At 56.9% G+C, this 16,903-nt stretch carries 16 protein-coding genes; 8 read left to right on the top strand and 8 right to left on the bottom strand.

Annotated features, from left to right (window positions below; genetic code table 11):
* Window positions 1–51: 51 nt before the first annotated feature.
* From VGC62_RS05045 to VGC62_RS05025, 5 genes are all read left to right on the top strand, one after another.
* Entirely contained in the window at window positions 52–288 is a 237-nt protein-coding gene (locus VGC62_RS05045; protein ID WP_331185968.1) for a hypothetical protein, read from the top strand.
* A gap of 252 nt (window positions 289–540) precedes the next feature.
* On the top strand, window positions 541–882 hold the full coding sequence (locus VGC62_RS05040) for a ribonuclease E inhibitor RraB (protein WP_331185967.1): 342 nt from the start codon (window positions 541–543) through the stop codon (window positions 880–882).
* A 582-nt stretch (window positions 883–1,464) separates the two neighbouring features.
* Window positions 1,465–2,874, top strand: coding sequence for a circularly permuted type 2 ATP-grasp protein (locus tag VGC62_RS05035; RefSeq protein ID WP_331185966.1), 1,410 nt, complete (start codon window positions 1,465–1,467; stop codon window positions 2,872–2,874).
* 12 nt (window positions 2,875–2,886) lie between these two features.
* Window positions 2,887–3,846, top strand: coding sequence for an alpha-E domain-containing protein (locus tag VGC62_RS05030; RefSeq protein WP_331185965.1), 960 nt, complete (start codon window positions 2,887–2,889; stop codon window positions 3,844–3,846).
* Window positions 3,843–4,670 (top strand): transglutaminase family protein, encoded by an 828-nt coding sequence (locus VGC62_RS05025; RefSeq protein ID WP_331185964.1) that lies wholly within the window; start codon window positions 3,843–3,845, stop codon window positions 4,668–4,670. The genes VGC62_RS05030 and VGC62_RS05025 overlap by 4 nt, the downstream gene beginning before the upstream one ends.
* Window positions 4,671–5,189: 519 nt before the next feature.
* Here VGC62_RS05025 and VGC62_RS05020 read toward each other — a convergent pair.
* The gene (locus VGC62_RS05020; RefSeq protein WP_331185963.1) at window positions 5,190–5,999 is read right to left on the bottom strand and encodes a cytochrome c; all 810 of its coding nucleotides are present in this window, start codon (window positions 5,997–5,999) and stop codon (window positions 5,190–5,192) included.
* 783 nt (window positions 6,000–6,782) lie between these two features.
* Between VGC62_RS05020 and VGC62_RS05015 the strand changes: the two genes are divergently transcribed.
* The 3 genes from VGC62_RS05015 (at window position 6,783) to VGC62_RS05005 (ending at window position 11,257) form a co-directional block, all read left to right on the top strand.
* The gene (locus VGC62_RS05015; RefSeq protein WP_331185962.1) at window positions 6,783–7,988 is read left to right on the top strand and encodes an acetyl-CoA C-acetyltransferase; all 1,206 of its coding nucleotides are present in this window, start codon (window positions 6,783–6,785) and stop codon (window positions 7,986–7,988) included.
* Window positions 7,989–8,253: 265 nt separating this feature from the next.
* Window positions 8,254–10,395: a 3-hydroxyacyl-CoA dehydrogenase NAD-binding domain-containing protein gene (locus VGC62_RS05010; protein ID WP_331185961.1), complete on the top strand. Its 2,142-nt coding sequence runs from the start codon at window positions 8,254–8,256 to the stop codon at window positions 10,393–10,395.
* Window positions 10,396–10,534: 139 nt separating this feature from the next.
* A complete protein-coding gene (locus VGC62_RS05005) occupies window positions 10,535–11,257 on the top strand; it encodes an amidotransferase (RefSeq protein ID WP_331185960.1) in 723 nt (240 codons plus the stop codon).
* A 99-nt stretch (window positions 11,258–11,356) separates the two neighbouring features.
* Here the strand turns inward: VGC62_RS05005 and VGC62_RS05000 are convergent, their stop codons facing one another.
* From VGC62_RS05000 to VGC62_RS04970, 7 genes are all read right to left on the bottom strand, one after another.
* Window positions 11,357–12,328 (bottom strand): magnesium and cobalt transport protein CorA, encoded by a 972-nt coding sequence (locus tag VGC62_RS05000; protein ID WP_331185959.1) that lies wholly within the window; start codon window positions 12,326–12,328, stop codon window positions 11,357–11,359.
* Window positions 12,329–12,424: 96 nt separating this feature from the next.
* Window positions 12,425–13,147 (bottom strand): 1-acylglycerol-3-phosphate O-acyltransferase, encoded by a 723-nt coding sequence (locus VGC62_RS04995; RefSeq protein WP_331185958.1) that lies wholly within the window; start codon window positions 13,145–13,147, stop codon window positions 12,425–12,427.
* A gap of 173 nt (window positions 13,148–13,320) precedes the next feature.
* On the bottom strand, window positions 13,321–14,010 hold the full coding sequence (locus VGC62_RS04990; RefSeq protein ID WP_331185957.1) for a crotonase/enoyl-CoA hydratase family protein: 690 nt from the start codon (window positions 14,008–14,010) through the stop codon (window positions 13,321–13,323).
* A 152-nt stretch (window positions 14,011–14,162) separates the two neighbouring features.
* Window positions 14,163–14,456: a DUF6388 family protein gene (locus VGC62_RS04985; RefSeq protein WP_331185956.1), complete on the bottom strand. Its 294-nt coding sequence runs from the start codon at window positions 14,454–14,456 to the stop codon at window positions 14,163–14,165.
* Window positions 14,457–14,619: 163 nt separating this feature from the next.
* Window positions 14,620–16,122 (bottom strand): purine-cytosine permease family protein, encoded by a 1,503-nt coding sequence (locus VGC62_RS04980; RefSeq protein ID WP_331185955.1) that lies wholly within the window; start codon window positions 16,120–16,122, stop codon window positions 14,620–14,622.
* Window positions 16,123–16,163: 41 nt separating this feature from the next.
* A complete protein-coding gene (locus VGC62_RS04975) occupies window positions 16,164–16,574 on the bottom strand; it encodes a YybH family protein (protein WP_331185954.1) in 411 nt (136 codons plus the stop codon).
* The coding region (locus VGC62_RS04970; protein ID WP_331185953.1) for a hypothetical protein at window positions 16,571–16,903 on the bottom strand (333 nt) is incomplete at its 5' end. The genes VGC62_RS04970 and VGC62_RS04975, both read right to left, overlap by 4 nt.

Genomic DNA, 16,903 nt, shown 5'->3' with positions numbered 1-16,903 from the left:
CCGAAGTCCGAGTTTTGTAGGCCGGTTTGCGGCCTTGCGCAGGAGAAACTGATGAAAATCTGGACAATTTCGTTTCTGGATAAAGACGGCGTACAGCAGACCCTCGATCTTGAGTCCGAGCAGCGTCCAAGTGAAGAGCAGGCCGCGCATCGTCTGCGTCAGCGGCTGTTTCCGGTCACCAACGATCTTGATCTGAACGACCTTGAAGGTCGGACCGCGGAACCTACGGTGAAAACACTCAAAGAGCAGAACTCAGTACAGATTCTTTCCATCGTCCAAGCGTCATGATGGGTCACTCCCGTTGCGTCTGATGTGGCAATTGGCAACTCGCTATCAATGGGCGTAGTCTGCAAATGAGGCTGATGAAGCATCTATCCGAGCCAGTTCTCGTATCGGTGCCCGTCTTGTAAAAGCAGCATCGGCCTTGCAGCTACATGCTTGAGTCCCTGCGGCAGATTATCTGTTGTGTTGCGCCCCTTCTTCGCAGGGGCGTTCAGGGATGGTTGAAACTCTATCTATCGTTGCATAGGAGGACGTTTCATGAGCACAGCCTATCAAGAAGACATCAGCAGTAATGTACTGCGCCGCATGAAAGAAGGCGGTTTTGACTTCGCTCGTATCCATCCCATTGAGTTCTATGCGGTGTTCCCGGACGAGGAGCGGGCACGCCAGGCAGCCGAACAGTTTCGTGGTGAATCCCTCAATACCCAAATCAATGCCCGTGACGACGGCGCGTGGCATTTGCAACTGAGCAAAGTGATGTACGCCACCTATGACGGGATCGGCGATTTCGAGCAGGACTTTCAGACGGCAATCGACTCGCTGGATGGAGAGGTCGAGGGTTGGGGAGTGACACAGGAGATAAAGCGCTTTCATGCTTGAGGCCAATGATTTGATCCTTGCGTAACAGTTGTCCCTCGGAGTTGCCTGAGGCGACGAACCGCGAGCGGCCTGATACTCGTCGTCCGTTGAATCGCATCGCAGCCTTCGGCAACTCCACTGGGGCGCGCAGCAGTGATTAGTTTGTGTGCTCTAGACGCAAACATGAACATATCGCGGCGCCCAATGACGCCATCGCCAAAAAAAAGGGAAAAAAAAGGCCGCTCAGTTGAGCGGCCGAAAGGGAAATTCGGTGAAAAGTCAGTTTTGGTCACGCTTGCCTGTGACACTGGGCCGGTTTTGCTGTGCCGCCGATCCCGTTTGGACATGTTGGCTGGTCTGCATGAACGCGATTATCTAGAAACAAAGTCCTGTCGTGAAATCAACTCTGGCTATGCTGCTAATAGTTTTTCCGCCCGTGTGATGCTTCTCTTTGAGGCGTAGGAGAATTGGTTGGAGTGCCTCTTGCACAGGAATGGTGCGAAGGGGCGTTGTTGATTGTATAACCAATTGATTTTAAAGCGTTTATGCCGCTGGCACGGGCCTTGCGAAGGTCCATGTGTCCAAGGTGACAAGGAGTACGGCATGACCCGCACCTTTTATGATGAGATGTACGATGCAGGCGGGGTGGTCCGCCCGCATTATCGGGAATTCGCCCGCTGGCTGGGTGAAGCGCCCCCTGAGCTTCTGGCTCAGCGCAGGCGTGAGGCCGATCTTTTATTTCATCGCGCCGGGATTACATTCACGCTGTACGGTGACGAGCAGGGGACTGAACGACTGATCCCTTTCGATACGATTCCTCGGAGCATCCCGGCCAGCGAATGGCGGGTTATCGAGCGTGGTTGCATTCAGCGTGTGAAGGCGTTGAACATGTTCCTCGCCGATCTCTATCACGACCAGCGCATCATCAAGGCCGGGATCATTCCTGCCGAACAGGTGCTGGCCAACGAGCAATATCAGTTGGCGATGCAGGGTCTTAATCTGCATCGCGATCTTTACTCTCATATTTCTGGTGTCGACCTGGTACGCGATGGCGACGGGACTTATTACGTTCTCGAAGACAATCTGCGTACACCAAGCGGTGTGAGCTACATGCTCGAAGACCGCAAGATGATGATGCGTTTGTTCCCCGAGCTGTTTGCTGCACAGCGCATCGCGCCCGTTGATCATTACCCCAATCTGTTGCTCGACACCCTGAAGAGTTCCAGCCCGCTGGATAACCCAAGCGTTGTGGTACTGACACCAGGGCGGTTCAACAGCGCGTTTTTCGAGCATGCGTTTCTGGCGCGGGAAATGGGCGTTGAACTGGTTGAAGGCGCCGATTTGTTTGTGCGTGATGATCGGGTGTTTATGCGCACCACCGATGGCCCGAAAGCGGTGGACGTGATTTACCGGCGACTGGACGATGCATTTCTCGACCCATTGGCGTTCAACCCGGATTCGATGTTGGGCGTGCCGGGGCTTTTGTCGGCCTATCGTTCAGGCAATGTAGTGTTGGCCAACGCGATCGGCACTGGAGTGGCTGACGATAAGTCGATCTACCCGTTTGTCACCGACATGATCCGTTTCTATCTCGACGAAGAGCCGATCCTGCAGAACGTGCCGACCTGGCAGTGTCGTAAACCGGAAGAGTTGTCCCATGTGCTGGCAAATTTGCCGGACCTGGTGGTCAAGGAAACCCAGGGCTCCGGCGGTTACGGGATGCTGGTGGGGCCTTCGGCGACGGCTGCCGAAATCGAATCCTTTCGTGCCCGACTCAAAGCCAGGCCCCACTTGTATATCGCTCAACCCACTTTGTGCCTGTCGACCTGCCCGACGTTCGTCGAAAACGGCATTGCCCCGCGACACATCGACTTGCGCCCATTCGTGCTGTCCGGACGAGAAACCCGTGTCGTCCCTGGCGGACTCACACGCGTTGCCTTGCGTGAAGGATCGTTAGTGGTCAACTCGTCACAGGGTGGCGGAACCAAGGACACTTGGGTGGTCGAGGATTAAGGATGCCTGCCAATGCTAAGTAGAACTGCCTCGGATTTATATTGGATGTCGCGTTACCTGGAGCGGGCTGAAAACCTCGCACGGATGCTGGACGTCAGTTATTCGTTGTCCTTGATGCCTCAGGACGACCGTGGCGACGGGTTGAATGAAATCGCCATGCCGCTGCTGATTACCGGAACGCTGGACGACTACCTTGAGCGTCACGGTGAGTTGCACGCCGAGCGCTTGCTGCATTTTTTTGCGCTGGATGCTGCCAACCCGGCCAGTATCTCCAGTTGTCTTGGCGCGGCGCGGGCCAGTGCTCACGCAGTACGTGGGCGTATTACTGCTGACATGTGGGAAAACATCAACGCCACGTGGCTGGAAATTCGCGGCATCGCCGATCAAGGTTTGAGCCGTTATGGCATGAGCCGGTTTTGCGAATGGGTCAAGGAGCGTTCGCATCTGTTTCGCGGCGCCACTTACGGCACCATCATGCGTAACGATGCCTTCCGCTTTATTCGTCTGGGCACCTTCATCGAGCGCGCCGACAACACGCTGCGAATGCTCGACGCGCGCTACGAGATGCTTGAGCTGCGAGGGCCTGCCGCCAACGCCGCCGCTGATAGCTCGGCGGCGGGTTACTACCAGTGGAGCGCCTTGCTGCGTGCGCTGTCGTCGTTCGAGGCCTACACCGAGATTTATCGGGACGCACCAGGTGCTCGTCAGGTTGCGGAATTACTGTTGCTGCGCGCTGACATTCCACGCTCACTGCGCGCATGCCTTGAAGAACTCGACATGATTCTCGCCATCTTGCCTGGCGCTAACGGTCGCCCTGCACAACGCTTGGCTGCCGAGCTCGACGCTCGTTTGCGCTATACCGGGATCGACGAAATCCTGGATGAAGGCCTGCATGAATGGCTGAACGCATTCATCCCGTTGCTGGCCCAATTGGGTAATGTCATTCACACATCTTATCTGGAGGCTGCATGAGACTCTCAATTAGCCACGAGACCACGTATCACTACGAGGATCAGGTCCGCGCCAGCATCCAGTATTTGCGCCTGACCCCGCACGACAGCGAACGCCAGCAGGTCTTGAGCTGGCAGTTGACATTGCCGCGTCCGGTGCGTGCGCAGATCGATCCCTTTGGCAATATCTTGCACGTCCTGACCTTGGACGAGCCTCACGAAGCCATCGTCATCGGCGCACGCGGTCAAGTCGAGATCGACGAAAAGCGCGAGGCTGAACACGAAACCCAGTCTGCTTTACCGTTTTTGCGTTTTACCCGTTTGACCGAAGCCGACGAGGCCATTCGCAGCTTTGCCGCCCGGCAATGCAGCAAGCGCACCGATCGCACCGCGTTGATCGACCTGATGCACGCGCTTCATCAACACATGACCTACACGCCGGGAGCGACTGAAGTCGATACCAGCGCCGCTCAGGCCTTCGCCAATGGCGCAGGTGTTTGTCAGGATCATACTCACGCGTTTCTGGCGTGTGCTCGCAGCCTGGGTGTGCCGGCACGTTATGTCTCGGGATATTTGTACAGTGGAAACAGCGAGCACTTGGCCAGTCATGCCTGGGCAGAAGCGTGGATCGATGACGCCTGGTACAGCTTTGACGTGACCAATCAGCTGTCTATCCCGGAGCGCCATTTGAAATTGGCAGTCGGTCTGGATTATCTCGACGCCTGCCCGGTGCGCGGGATGCGCCGTGGTGGTGGTTGCGAGCAGATGCATGCCAAAGTGGTGGTAGCCCCGACGGTGGTAATGCCTGTGCCTGCAACGTTGTTGCATGTGCAGCGTCAGCAGTAACAGAAGCATCGACGCCTGACACGGTTCCTGTGGATACTCTGTTCCCGGTCATGCTTTCAGCGGGCATCTTTCGCTTAAAAGCCTGGCCGTATCAAATGCTTCACCGCTGCGGATGGGTTCTGTTTTCAACGTGCCGGTGATCAGCTGTAGGCGCGCGATTTGTCTCGCGACCTAGCGCGCAGCGGCAGTAACCCGGTGTGCGCGGTCTGCCAGTCCCACCGTGTGCGCAGGTTTTACAACGGGTTCCCCGCCGGTCGCGGGACAAGCCCAGCTCAGCGGGTCAACTGCCCTGTTGAAGACATCCGCCAATGGCTAGCGGTGAAAGATGAGCAGCGGCGGGCAATTGTGGTTGAGGCTGCAGAGCGCGTTTCATCTGTAGGAGCCAACTTGTTGGCGAGGCGTCCAACGCGGTTCGCCTGAGACACCGCCTCGCGAACAAGTTCACTCTCCGACCTCTGCGGTGTTTTTCATGGGCAACTATTCAAAGCCGTTGAAACACAGCATCGCAACCTTCGGTCGCTACAGGTGCTCCGCCTTCCTCCCCGCCATGTGCTTTAAATAAGCAACTACTTGATCCAGTTCATCATCCGACAGTACCTCTGTGGTAATCGCTGGCATCTTAGCCTGCGGCCACTGGCGCAAGTTTTGCGGGTTGCGGATGTACAGCTTTAGATAATCCGCCGCGAAATACTCTGTCGGATTGTGGGGCATATTCAGATCCGGTCCCAATTGCGCATCCCCCGCACCATTGAGTCGATGGCACGCGAGGCAGTTGTTTTGAAACAAGGCAAAACCCTTGTTCACCGGATCATCCTTTGCCAACGCCCGATCGGGTAGCAGCGCCGGAAAACGCTCAGCCACTGACGCCTGCAAACGAATTTCCGCGACTGCATAAGGCCACTGTTCCGGGCTGATACCACTGCTTTTCGGACCGGTCCAGACCAGGTAAAAAGGTCCGGCGCTGGGCTTGTCCGCTCCAAGGCCGGGCCAAGGGTGGGCTGGGTCTTCGATGGCCAACCAAGCCCGTGCCTCGGTGGTCTGTAACAGTGGGGCAGCGAGCATTTGCGCTGCAAAACCATCGGTGGCTATCACCAGCAGGTGGTTGTCTTGCTTCACGCCTTCCAGAAGCACTGCGACAGGGACCGCACGATAATGCATGGACCGTTTGTAAGAAACGTCGCCAACAATGTCGATGTCCCTGGCTTGAGGATGTTTAAGCAACTGGCTGGTGTCCCATGTGTGAATACCGTTGGCCAGCTCGACAGTCAGTTGCGCTGCGTGTAGAGGCAGGGCAAGTAGGGTAAACGCCAACAGCAGAAATGAGCGCAAAGGGCTACTGCGCCCACTTGTCGGACGCGCTATGCAAGCCCGTTGGTGCAACTATGCTCAGCTCCACCGCAAAAACTGCCGACTCTGCCCGCATACACTTATCTCCTCCCAATGGAGCGGGAAGATTGGCATAGTTGCGTTGCCCCTGAAAAGCACAAGTGTTGGATCATGTGGGCGTTGCAATGCCGGCCAATATCGGTCAGCCAAATAGACGTGTCATATTCGGTAAAATCAACAACAGCGTGGTGGCAAAGACAATGAGTCCGGCCTGACGTACTTTCGAATGCTTGAACATGGCATAGCCTTCTTTTTGTTATTCCTGAGCGACAAAAGCTCACCTACTTCGTCGACAGAGGAAGTAGGCAGCTGGCAAAGGTGAAAATTAAAAGAGCAGGTGCTCCGGCAATGCGCCGTAAGCGTGAGCGCGTTAGTCGATCTATTGTTATGTGCGCCTCTGCTACTGACTTAACTTTAGAGGTGGTGTGCGGCGCCGCTTAGATCCGTTAGCTATTAGCAATAGGTATTCTGATGATTAAAACTAAAGGAGGCAGTTGGCTATTATGCGGTCATTCGCCTGCTAGACAGGCTGAGCTGAATTAATCGCTATTCGATAGCTGACTACCGTTCGTCCGAACCGGAAATATCCTACAACCGGCTACGCTGTAACGCAGTCACGTAGTGTGGGCGCTTCGGTGGTTAACCCCCAAGGGCGACTCACAACCAAACGTCAACAGACCCTGGGGTGCCCATGAAAAATAATCGATGCAGGACCGCGAGGAACCCATGACCGAGGCTTTCATTTTTGATGCGGTGCGAACGCCGCGGGGCAGGGGTAAACCGGGTGGCGCGCTGTACAGCGTTAAACCGGTGAATCTGATGGCTGGATTGCTCAGTGAGTTGCAGGTCCGCAATCATCTGGACACGACGCAGGTCGACGACATCGTAATGGGCTGTGTCACGCCGGTTGGGGATCAGGGCGCCGATATTGCCAAGACCGCCGCCCTAGTCGCTGATTGGGCGGTGAACGTAGCGGGGGTGCAGATTAATCGCTTTTGTGCCTCCGGCCTGGAAGCGGTGAACCTCGGTGCGATGAAAATCCGTTCAGGTTTCGAGGACCTGGTGGTGGTCGGTGGCGTGGAGTCGATGTCACGAGTACCCATGGGCAGCGATGGCGGTGCCTGGGTGCTGGATCCGCAGACCAACCTGCACACGCATTTCACCCCGCAGGGTATTGGTGCCGACCTGATTGCCACGCTCGAAGGCTTCAGCCGTCTTGATGTCGACACTTTCGCGTTGCAGTCGCAGCACAAGGCCGCGCAGGCTCAACAGGCCGGCGCGTTCAGGAGGTCACTGGTGCCGGTCAAGGATCAAAACGGCACGTTGCTGCTCGATCATGATGAGTTCGTGCGCGCCGATTCAACACTGGAGGGGCTTGGTCAGCTCAAGCCCAGTTTCGCGACTGTAGGGCAGATGGGCTATGACGCCACGGCACTGAGGGTATACAGCCACGTTGAGCGTATCGAACACGTTCACACCCCCGGTAACAGCTCGGGCATTGTCGATGGGGCCGCAGCGATGTTGATCGGTTCAGCAGAGAAGGGCCGTGAGTTAGGCCTTCGACCCCGGGCGCGAATTGTCGCCACGGCGGTCACCAGCACTGACCCAACCATCATGCTGACCGGGCCTGCGCCGGCCACACGCAAGGCACTGGCGCGGGCGGGGCTTAAGATCGACGACATCGACCTGTTCGAAGTTAATGAGGCCTTTGCCTCGGTTGTGCTCAAGTTCATCAAGGACATGGCCATTGATGCGAGCAAGGTCAACGTCAACGGCGGCGCCATTGCACTGGGTCATCCCCTGGGCGCCACTGGCTGCATAATCCTCGGCACGCTGCTCGATGAGCTCGAAGTGCGTGAATTGCGCTATGGCCTGGCCACGCTGTGTGTGGGCGGCGGCATGGGGATCGCGACGATTATCGAGCGGGTGTGAGAGTGATGACTGATCCCAAACCCATGGGAGATTGCCCGTCGTCCAGACGCCGCGCTGTCGCGCAGCAAGCACGGGACATGTAGGCGCTGACGAAGGCTGCGATGGTGTGTATTGCTTCCTGAAGGTCCCGTGGACCTTATCGCAGCCTTCGGCAGATCCTACAGAAAATCTGTTTTATTCAGATAGTTACAGTGTTTTTGATGAGAGCGAAACTGCGGCCACTTGTGGCTCCATTTATAAAAACAGTCTCAGGAACAACGACCGCATGACTGACGTCATCCAGTACGAAACGGGCCCGGATCAGATCGTCACGCTGACCATCGATCTGCCCGATCAGAACGCCAACACCATGAACGCCACATACCGCGAGGCGATGGGCCACATCGTCGCCCGACTGACGGCGCAAAAGGATGTGATTGCGGGGGTCATTATCACATCGGCGAAAAAGACCTTCTTCGCGGGCGGCGATCTGAATGAATTGATTCAGGTTGACGCCTCCCGCGCGCAATGGTTTTACCAGATGATCCTTGGCCTCAAAGCACAATTGCGTGCGTTGGAAACCCTTGGCAAACCGGTCGTTGCAGCGATCAATGGTGCCGCGTTGGGTGGCGGCTGGGAGTTGTGCCTGGCGTGTCACCACCGCATTGCTCTCGATCAGAAACAGGTGCGGGTGGGGCTGCCTGAAGTGACATTGGGATTGTTGCCCGGTGGTGGCGGTATTGTGCGGCTGGTGCGCATGCTCGGGTTGGAAAAGGCGCTGCCGTTGTTGATGCAAGGAAAGACCCTGAGCGCCCAGCAGGCGTTGCAAGCGGGATTGATCGATCAGATTGCCACCGACACCGACGACATGTTGGTCAAAGCGCGGGCGTGGATTCTTGCCAATCCATCGCCGAGCAAACCTTGGGACACGCCTGGCTACTCAATCCCCGGCGGCACGCCGTCACAGCCTAAAGTCGCGCAAATGCTGGCGATGGCACCTTCGGTATTACGCGCCAGGACACAGGGCTGCTACCCCGCGCCGGAGAAAATCCTGTGTGCGGCGGTCGAAGGCGCACAGGTCGATTTCGACACGGCGCAGTTGATCGAAGCACGTTACTTCACCGAACTGACTACCGGCCAAGTGGCCAAGAACATGATCGGTACCTGGTTTGAACTCAATCAACTCAACGCAGGCGGGTCGCGCCCCAAAGGACCGCCGCGTTACACCACGCGCAAAGTTGGGGTCATTGGCGCGGGAATGATGGGCGCTGGGATCGCCTACGTCAGCGCCTTGTCAGGGCTTGAGGTGATACTCAAGGACGTCAATCTGGCCGCTGCGCAAAAGGGCAAGGAATACTCGCGCAACCGCTTGGACAAGCAACTCGCCGCTGGGCGCATCAGTGCTCAACAGCACGAGGCGACGCTGGCCAGGATCAAAACCACAGGGCGCGACAGTGATCTGGAGGGTTGTGACCTGATCATTGAGGCGGTGTTCGAAAGTCGTGAGTTGAAAGGTCAGGTGTGCGCTGCCGCCGAGCAAGTGGTATTGACCAACGCGGTGATCGCCTCCAATACCTCGACGTTGCCGATCACCGGGCTGGCGGCTGCTGTTTTGCGTCCGGAACGCTTCATCGGCCTGCATTTCTTCAGCCCGGTAGACAAGATGCGCCTGGTTGAAATCATCAAGGGCGCGCGCACCAATGACATGACGCTGGCGCGAGCATTCGATTTCGTTCAGCAAATCAAAAAGACGCCGATTGTAGTGAACGACAGCCGCGGCTTTTTTACGTCCAGAGTATTCGCCACCTTCACCAACGAAGGCATCGCAATGCTCGCTGAAGGTGTGTCGGCGGTGATGATTGAGACCGAGGCGCGCAAGGCAGGCATGCCTGTTGGGCCATTGGCGGTTTCGGATGAAGTGTCGTTGAGTTTGATGAGCCAGATTCGCCAGCAAGCACAAAAAGACCTGGCACAAGAAGGCAAGCGAGTACCTGAACACCCAGCCACCGCGCTGATCGATTTGCTGGTCAACGACTACAAACGCCCGGGCAAGGCCGCCGGTGCAGGCTTTTATGACTATCCCGAAGGTGCTCCGAAACACTTATGGCCGCAGCTTAAGGCCCGTTTCGAAAAATCGACCGTACACATCGCCGGGCAGGAAATTCGCGACCGCTTGCTGTTCATACAAGCCATCGAAACCGTGCGCTGCATGGAGGAGGGCGTACTGCTGTCCACTGCCGACGCCAATATTGGTTCGATGTATGGCATTGGCTTTCCAGCCTGGACTGGTGGCGCGTTGCAGTTCATCAATCAGTACGGGCTCAAGGATTTCATTGCCCGCGCGCAATACCTGGCCGAGCACTACGGCGAGCGCTTCGATCCGCCCGCGCTGTTGCTGGAAACGGCATTGAACGACAAAACGTTCTGAACTCCGCGTCGAGCAGACGTTGGCGCTGCGCAGATAAGGCACCAGAGCACACATGGACTAAACGGGTCTTGCCTTGACGTGGTCATTCAGGGCAGGCTTGGGCGTGTGCATTTTTGCCTTTAGCGCTTCAGGTATTTCTATGTCGTTACGCATCTGCATTCTGGAAACCGATGTCCTGCGCCCGGAATTGGTCGAGCAATATCAGGGTTACGGGCGGATGTTTCAGTCCTTGTTTGCTCGCCAGCCCATCGCGGCTGATTTCACGGTTTACAACGTCATGCACGGTGATTATCCGTCCGATGACGAGCAGTTCGATGCTTACCTCGTCACGGGTAGCAAGGCCGACTCCTTCGGCACCGATCCCTGGATTGAAACGCTCAAGAGCTACCTGCTGGAGCGTTACAAGCGTGGCGACAAGCTGCTGGGTGTTTGCTTTGGCCATCAGTTATTGGCGCTGCTGCTGGGCGGCAAAACCGAGCGTGCGACTCAGGGGTGGGGCGTGGGCACTCATCAATACGATCTTGCGCCAGCCGCGCCGTGGATGCTGCCAGCGGTGGACAAACTGACGTTGTTGATCAGCCATCAGGATCAAGTCACCGCCCTGCCTGAAGGCGCGACCGTGATTGCATCCAGTGAGTTCTGTCAGTTCGCCGCGTACCACATTAACGATCAGGTACTGTGCTTTCAGGGCCATCCCGAATTTATCCACGATTACTCGCGCACGTTGCTGGATATTCGTCAGGATGCGTTGGGTGAGCAGGTGTATACCAAGGGCATTGCCAGCCTGGAGCAGGAGCATCACGGCACCACGGTGGCTGAGTGGATGATGCGGTTTGTGGCGGGCGATTCGAAACTCGCCTGATCGATACTACTCCCTGTAGGAGCTGCCGAAGGCTGCGATGCGGTGTGTCATGGGAATCGCATCGCAGCCTTCGGCGGCGCCTACGGGAAATTGCACACTCTACAACCACCCCGAGCGCTTGAAGCTCGCAAACAGAATTCCGCACCCACTGGCAATCACCCCCATCACGGCAAAATAACCGTAATGCCAATTTAGCTCGGGCATGTTCTGGAAATTCATCCCATAGATACCTGCAATCGCTGTCGGGAACGCCAGGATCGCCGCCCAGGCTGCGAATTTGCGCTGGGTCAGACTTTGCCGTGACGACTCAAGCAGCAGCCCGATCTCAATCGTCTGGCTGGCAATGTCGCGCAGATTGGCAAGGTCTTCCATCTGCCGCTTGACGTGAATTTCGACGTCGCGAAAGTAGGGGCGCATGTTCTTGTCAATGAACGGGAAGCTCAGCTTCTGTAGCTCTTCACCAATCTCGACCATGGGCGCTACATAACGGCGCAGGCGCAGCAGGTCACGGCGCAGCGCGTGAATACGGTGAATGTCGGATTCGTTCATCTCGGAACTGAGGACGCTGTGTTCCAGCTCTTCAAGTTCGCTGTGAATCGCTTCGGTCACCGGTTGGTAGTTCTCGGTGACGAAGTCCAGCAGCGCGTAGAGCACGAAATCTTCGCCGTGCTCAAGCAGCAAGGGCCGGGCCTCACAGCGCTGGCGGACCAGTCCGTAGGATTTCGAGTCGCCATTGCGCGAGGTGATGATGTAGCCCTTGCCCGCGAAGATATGCGTTTCGATGAAGATCAACTGGCCTTTCTCGCGAATTGGCGCGTAGGTCACGATGAACAGCGCATCGCCGAAGGTTTCCAGTTTCGGCCGACTGTGGATTTCGAGGGCGTCTTCGATAGCCAGTTCATGCAGGTTGAACTGCTTTTGCAACACCCCGAGCTCTTGCGCGCTGGGTTGCTCAAGGCCGATCCAGACAAAGTGTCCTGGCTTGGCGGCCCATTCCGCGCCTTGCTCGATAGTGATGTTGGTGACTTTTTTTCCGGCGCTGTAAACCGCGGCAGCAACGACTCGGCCCATGGTGGATTCGCTTCTTTTTTGGAGGTGACAGACGCGCAGCTTAACGCGGTCTACGCGTTGAGAGTCAGCAACATTTGGAGAGTTCGCGAGCGCGGATCAATCTCTCAGCAGTTGCCGATCCATGTCGTCGATGCAGGCCTGCATTTGTGTGTGGCACTGCTCGATGAGGTCTGGCAGGTTCTCCAGAGTCAAGTTTGACGTCGGGATGGCAGGCAGGGCGCGGATCAGCACATCGCCGCTGTCCCGGCGATCAAGGCGCATATGTGTTGAGTAACTGCTGACACACACCGGCACGATCGGTACGCCAGCTTCCACGGCCATTTGAAATGCGCCGCGTTTGAACGGCAGCAAGCCCTTGCCCAGATTGCGCGTGCCTTCTGGAAACACCCAGATCGAGGTGTCCTTGTTTTGCAGGGTATCGGTGGTATGGCGGATGGAGCGACGTGCTTTTAGCGGGTTGCCGCGATCGATCAACACGTTGCCCGCGAGCCAGAACAGTTGGCCGAACAAGGGTATCCACTTCAGGCTTTTCTTGCCGATGCACACGGTACGCCGAGGCACGATATTGCCGAAGATGAACAGGTCATAGTTGGACTGGTGGTTGGCAATGACCACACAGGGATGATTCTGCGCGAACACCTCGCCCAGTTCGCTCTTGAGTCGCAACCCCAGGATGAGCATGGCTGGCCACGCATAAAGTCGCGCGCACCAGCGGCTGTTATCCGGGTTGAACGGGCGGCACAGCCCCAGCAACACACCCAATACGCCCGCCACCATGAAGTGCAGGCCCATCAACGACATACGTAGCGAAAACAACATTCAAAAACGGCCCACTAAACAAAAGGTCGCGCAGTGTACGGAGGCACACTGCAATCGGCAATGTCAGCAGGCTCGGCGGTGAGAGCAGGTGTAAGGGAATATGTCGCAGGCATGAATCCTGCGCAAAGGTCCTGCAGGCGAACTCATGTGTAATGAGTGTGCGCGCACTCTTCTTAAAGGGCTGTATGGCGATCTGCTTCGATGGCCTTGTCCAGTGTTTCGAGAAAGACTTTACGCGCCTTGAGCTTGGTGTTTTTGTGGGCGGCCATGTTGATTTTCTTCAACTGCAATGCCGCAGTCCGTGCGGCCTCTTGCAGGTCGTCCGGGCTAACCACGGTGTCGAGGAAGCCTGCCTGCACGGCACCTTTTGGGGCGAACATTTCGCCGTTGATCACTGCACGGCCGAAGGCTGCGGTGCTGAGTCGATTGCGGGCCAGTTCAATGCCGACGTGGTGCATGGTCATGCCGATCTGGACTTCATTGAGGCCAATGCTGAACGGCCCGTCGACGCCGATGCGGTAATCGGCCGACAGCAGCAGGAACGCGCCTTTCGCCACGGCATGGCCAGTACACGCGACAACGATCGGGTACGGATGAGCAAGCATGCGCCGCGTCAGTGTTGATCCGGCGTATACCAGATCCAGCGCTGCCTGCGGGCTGGATGTCATGATTTTCAAATCGTACCCGCCGGATAGAATGCCCGGCTGCCCGGTGAGGATCACCACCGCGCGGTCGGTCTCTGCCTGGTCCAGCGCAGCGTTGAGCGCCACGATCAGGTCGTTGCTGATCGCATTGACCTTGCCGTTGCTCAGGGTCAGCGTAGCGATGCCGTCTTCCAGCTGATACGAGACCAAATCACTCATGGCGTGAATCCTTTTTTGTTTTGAAGTGCGCAGAAGTTACCCATCCGCAAGGGGCAGGTAAAGCGCTAAGAGTGACCGATAAGTCAGGGTTTCGGGCCGCCCAGGCATGCGGCGCTGGCGACCCGAGTTGATTTAGAGCGGATAGGGCAGTGTCAGTCGTTGAGTTCGTTCAGTTCCTGGTACTCGGTCCAGTCCATGCCCAGTGCTTCAGCCGCTTGCTGGTGCGCGACCAGACGCATTTGCTTGAGCTGCTCCGGGCTCTCGGCAATGAACTGCAGCGCCAACTCCCAGGTTTCGATGCCCTGGCTTTCTGCTTCGTCTTCGAACGCCCAAAGAGTCTGGTTTTTCTGTTCTTCGGGGCTCAGGTCCTGGATTTCAGCCTGCAACGTTGGATTCGTCACGATGTATTTCGCCAGTGCAGCTTCGGTCCAGTCGTTTGCGTTCATGCGGCGGTTATCTCCTGTTCTTGGGTTCGAGCTGACGTTTAGCTGGCCATGGGTAGCCATGAGGGAGCCCGGATTGTGCTGGATGTGCGCACGGCATGCCAGCCACTTAAAGCCCGTCGGTCGCGTCGGTTCTGTCCTGAAGCCCGTACCGCAGGAGCAAGATTCATCCAATAGTCATTGGCTTCTTTTCATTGCGATGCGCATGACGGCCCAACAGCGGATGAGGTCCATGCGGGCCATAAACGCCAACGGGTTCCGGGAACGTGCGTAGCAGGCTGATATAAAGCAGCGCTGCGAGGCCAAGAGTCACCGGCAGACTGATATCGATACCGCCCGCCAGATTCCCCAGAGGCCCGACGAACTGCCCAGGCAAATTGACCAGGCACAGGCCAATCGCCGCACTCGGGATCCAGGCACCCAGGCCGCGCCAGTTCCAGCCGTGTTCAAACCAGTAATGACCGCCGCTCTGACCCCGCGTGAAGACTTGCAGATCTGCCGGGTGATAGAAGCCGCGACGGATGATCAGCCCCAGTACCATGATCACGATCCATGGCGAAGTGCAGGTCACGATCAATACTGCAAAGGTCGACACGCTCTGCACCAGGTTGAACGCGAAACGGCCGATGAAGATAAAGGCAATGGCCGCGATGCCGATCAGAATCGTCGCCTGTACGCGATTCAGCAGGCGCGGAAACATGCTCGACATGTCCAGCCCGGTGCCGTAAAGCGAGGTGGTGCCGGTGGACATGCCGCCAATGATTGCAATCAGGCATACCGGCAAGAAAAACCATGTCGGAGAGACCGCCAGCAGGCCGCCCACGTAGTTGTTGTCCGTGATGTATTGCGGCGCATGAGTCGCCACGATAGTTGCGGTACACAATCCAAACAGGAATGGAATCAGGGTGCAGATCTGCGCCAGGAACACCGACGCCATGATGCGTTTTTTGGAGGTGTCGCGTGGGATGTAGCGCGACCAGTCACCGAGAAAGGCGCCAAATGAAACAGGGTTGCTCATGGCCAACAATGCCGCGCCGATAAACGCGGCCCAGAACCCCTCGGTACCCCGATTTACGGTGCCGGCGAAGCCCGCATCGAAGGTGCCATAGAAGGCAAAAATACCCAGCAGGAACAGCAGGCTGGAGGCAAAGACGGCGATCTTGTTCACCCACAGCATGAAGCGAAAGCCATAGATGCAGACCACCAACACCAGTATTGCGAACACGCCGTAAGCCAGCCCAAGGGTCAAATCCGACTCTGGCAGACCGACCAGTCGCTTGGCGCCGCCGACGAGTGCATCACCTGAACTCCAGACCGACAGAGAGAAAAACGCCACGGCCGTCAGCAGCGACAGGAATGAACCGACGATACGGCCGTGAACCCCAAAGTGTGCGCCCGATGACACCGCGTTATTGGTTCCGTTAAGCGCGCCGAACAGTCCCATCGGTGCAAGAATAATCGAGCCGAGCACGATACCTAGAATGATCGACCACACGCCTGCCTGGAACGACAAGCCGAACAGCACCGGAAAGCTGCCCAGCACTGCGGTGGCGAACGTATTGGCGCCGCCGAACGTAAGACGAAACAGATCAAGGGGCGAAGCGTCGCGTTGAGCGTCGGGAATTTGCTCGACGCCAAAGCTTTCGACAAGGGTGCTCAGATGGGACATAGCGGGTACCTGCGCGCGGTTGGGTTGTTATCGAGATCGAATTATTCGGGTATCGCCGACAGGTGCTCGTGACAGGCGAGCCAGCGTCCTTCGCACTGACGCAACACGATGGTTTCGCGCTCCTGGTAGCGGCTTTCCTGCTGGCCGAAACGTACGTGGGTCGCCACGTCGTGCATGAAAATCGCCACCTCGCCCTGCAAGCTGATGTGGGCATTGCTGGATTGGCAGTCGAGCACGACAAAACCGTCCGCTTGCCAGCTATCCCACACGGCGCGATAGGCTGCGCGAGAAAGAAGCGGGGCGGGCAGCGTATAAAAGAAGAAGGTCGCGTCTTCGGTAAAGGCTGCGAAGTACGTGTCGGTATCATTGCTGGCGAATGCGTTCACCAATTGCCGAGCGGCATGGCTTACGGTATCGACGATGTGTTGCGAAGCTTGCGCGGTGCTGTTCATGGCCATCTCATTATTGTCATCAGGCGATGGGCCGTGACTTTAAGCAGCTCTTGAACAGCATCACATCTGCGTTGATAAAAACTTAGTTCAGGTTTCTGTGAACTATGGAAAGGGTTGGAAATAAGTGGCAGAGGGGCGGCCGGATAGGAAAACAATGTGCCTGAGCCCGCGCTGCACTTCTCTGGGTAGCGATCACGGATTATTACGGTTTTACCAACAATGCATTCCAGTCTTTGGGATTTATCAAAACCGCCATCGGCATAAAATAGGCCCAGCTTCCAAACAAAGCCACGAAACGCCAACTCAGCAGGGTCCAAGCAAACCACCCT

It is taken from the genome of Pseudomonas sp. (genome assembly GCF_036404235.1).
In the GTDB taxonomy this organism is placed as follows: Bacteria; Pseudomonadota; Gammaproteobacteria; order Pseudomonadales; family Pseudomonadaceae; genus Aquipseudomonas.
The sequence above is the reverse complement of the archived record's forward strand: the minus strand, read 5'-3'. Positions and strand labels throughout refer to the sequence as shown.

Coding starts and splice junctions, on each gene's coding strand:
- VGC62_RS05045 (WP_331185968.1), top strand. CDS start 52: ATGAAAATCTGGACAATTTCGTTTCTGGATAAAGACGGCGTACAGCAG.
- VGC62_RS05040 (WP_331185967.1), top strand. CDS start 541: ATGAGCACAGCCTATCAAGAAGACATCAGCAGTAATGTACTGCGCCGC.
- VGC62_RS05035 (WP_331185966.1), top strand. CDS start 1,465: ATGACCCGCACCTTTTATGATGAGATGTACGATGCAGGCGGGGTGGTC.
- VGC62_RS05030 (WP_331185965.1), top strand. CDS start 2,887: ATGCTAAGTAGAACTGCCTCGGATTTATATTGGATGTCGCGTTACCTG.
- VGC62_RS05025 (WP_331185964.1), top strand. CDS start 3,843: ATGAGACTCTCAATTAGCCACGAGACCACGTATCACTACGAGGATCAG.
- VGC62_RS05015 (WP_331185962.1), top strand. CDS start 6,783: ATGACCGAGGCTTTCATTTTTGATGCGGTGCGAACGCCGCGGGGCAGG.
- VGC62_RS05010 (WP_331185961.1), top strand. CDS start 8,254: ATGACTGACGTCATCCAGTACGAAACGGGCCCGGATCAGATCGTCACG.
- VGC62_RS05005 (WP_331185960.1), top strand. CDS start 10,535: ATGTCGTTACGCATCTGCATTCTGGAAACCGATGTCCTGCGCCCGGAA.
- VGC62_RS05000 (WP_331185959.1), bottom strand. CDS start 12,328: ATGGGCCGAGTCGTTGCTGCCGCGGTTTACAGCGCCGGAAAAAAAGTC.
- VGC62_RS04995 (WP_331185958.1), bottom strand. CDS start 13,147: ATGTTGTTTTCGCTACGTATGTCGTTGATGGGCCTGCACTTCATGGTG.
- VGC62_RS04990 (WP_331185957.1), bottom strand. CDS start 14,010: ATGAGTGATTTGGTCTCGTATCAGCTGGAAGACGGCATCGCTACGCTG.
- VGC62_RS04985 (WP_331185956.1), bottom strand. CDS start 14,456: ATGAACGCAAACGACTGGACCGAAGCTGCACTGGCGAAATACATCGTG.
- VGC62_RS04980 (WP_331185955.1), bottom strand. CDS start 16,122: ATGTCCCATCTGAGCACCCTTGTCGAAAGCTTTGGCGTCGAGCAAATT.
- VGC62_RS04975 (WP_331185954.1), bottom strand. CDS start 16,574: ATGAACAGCACCGCGCAAGCTTCGCAACACATCGTCGATACCGTAAGC.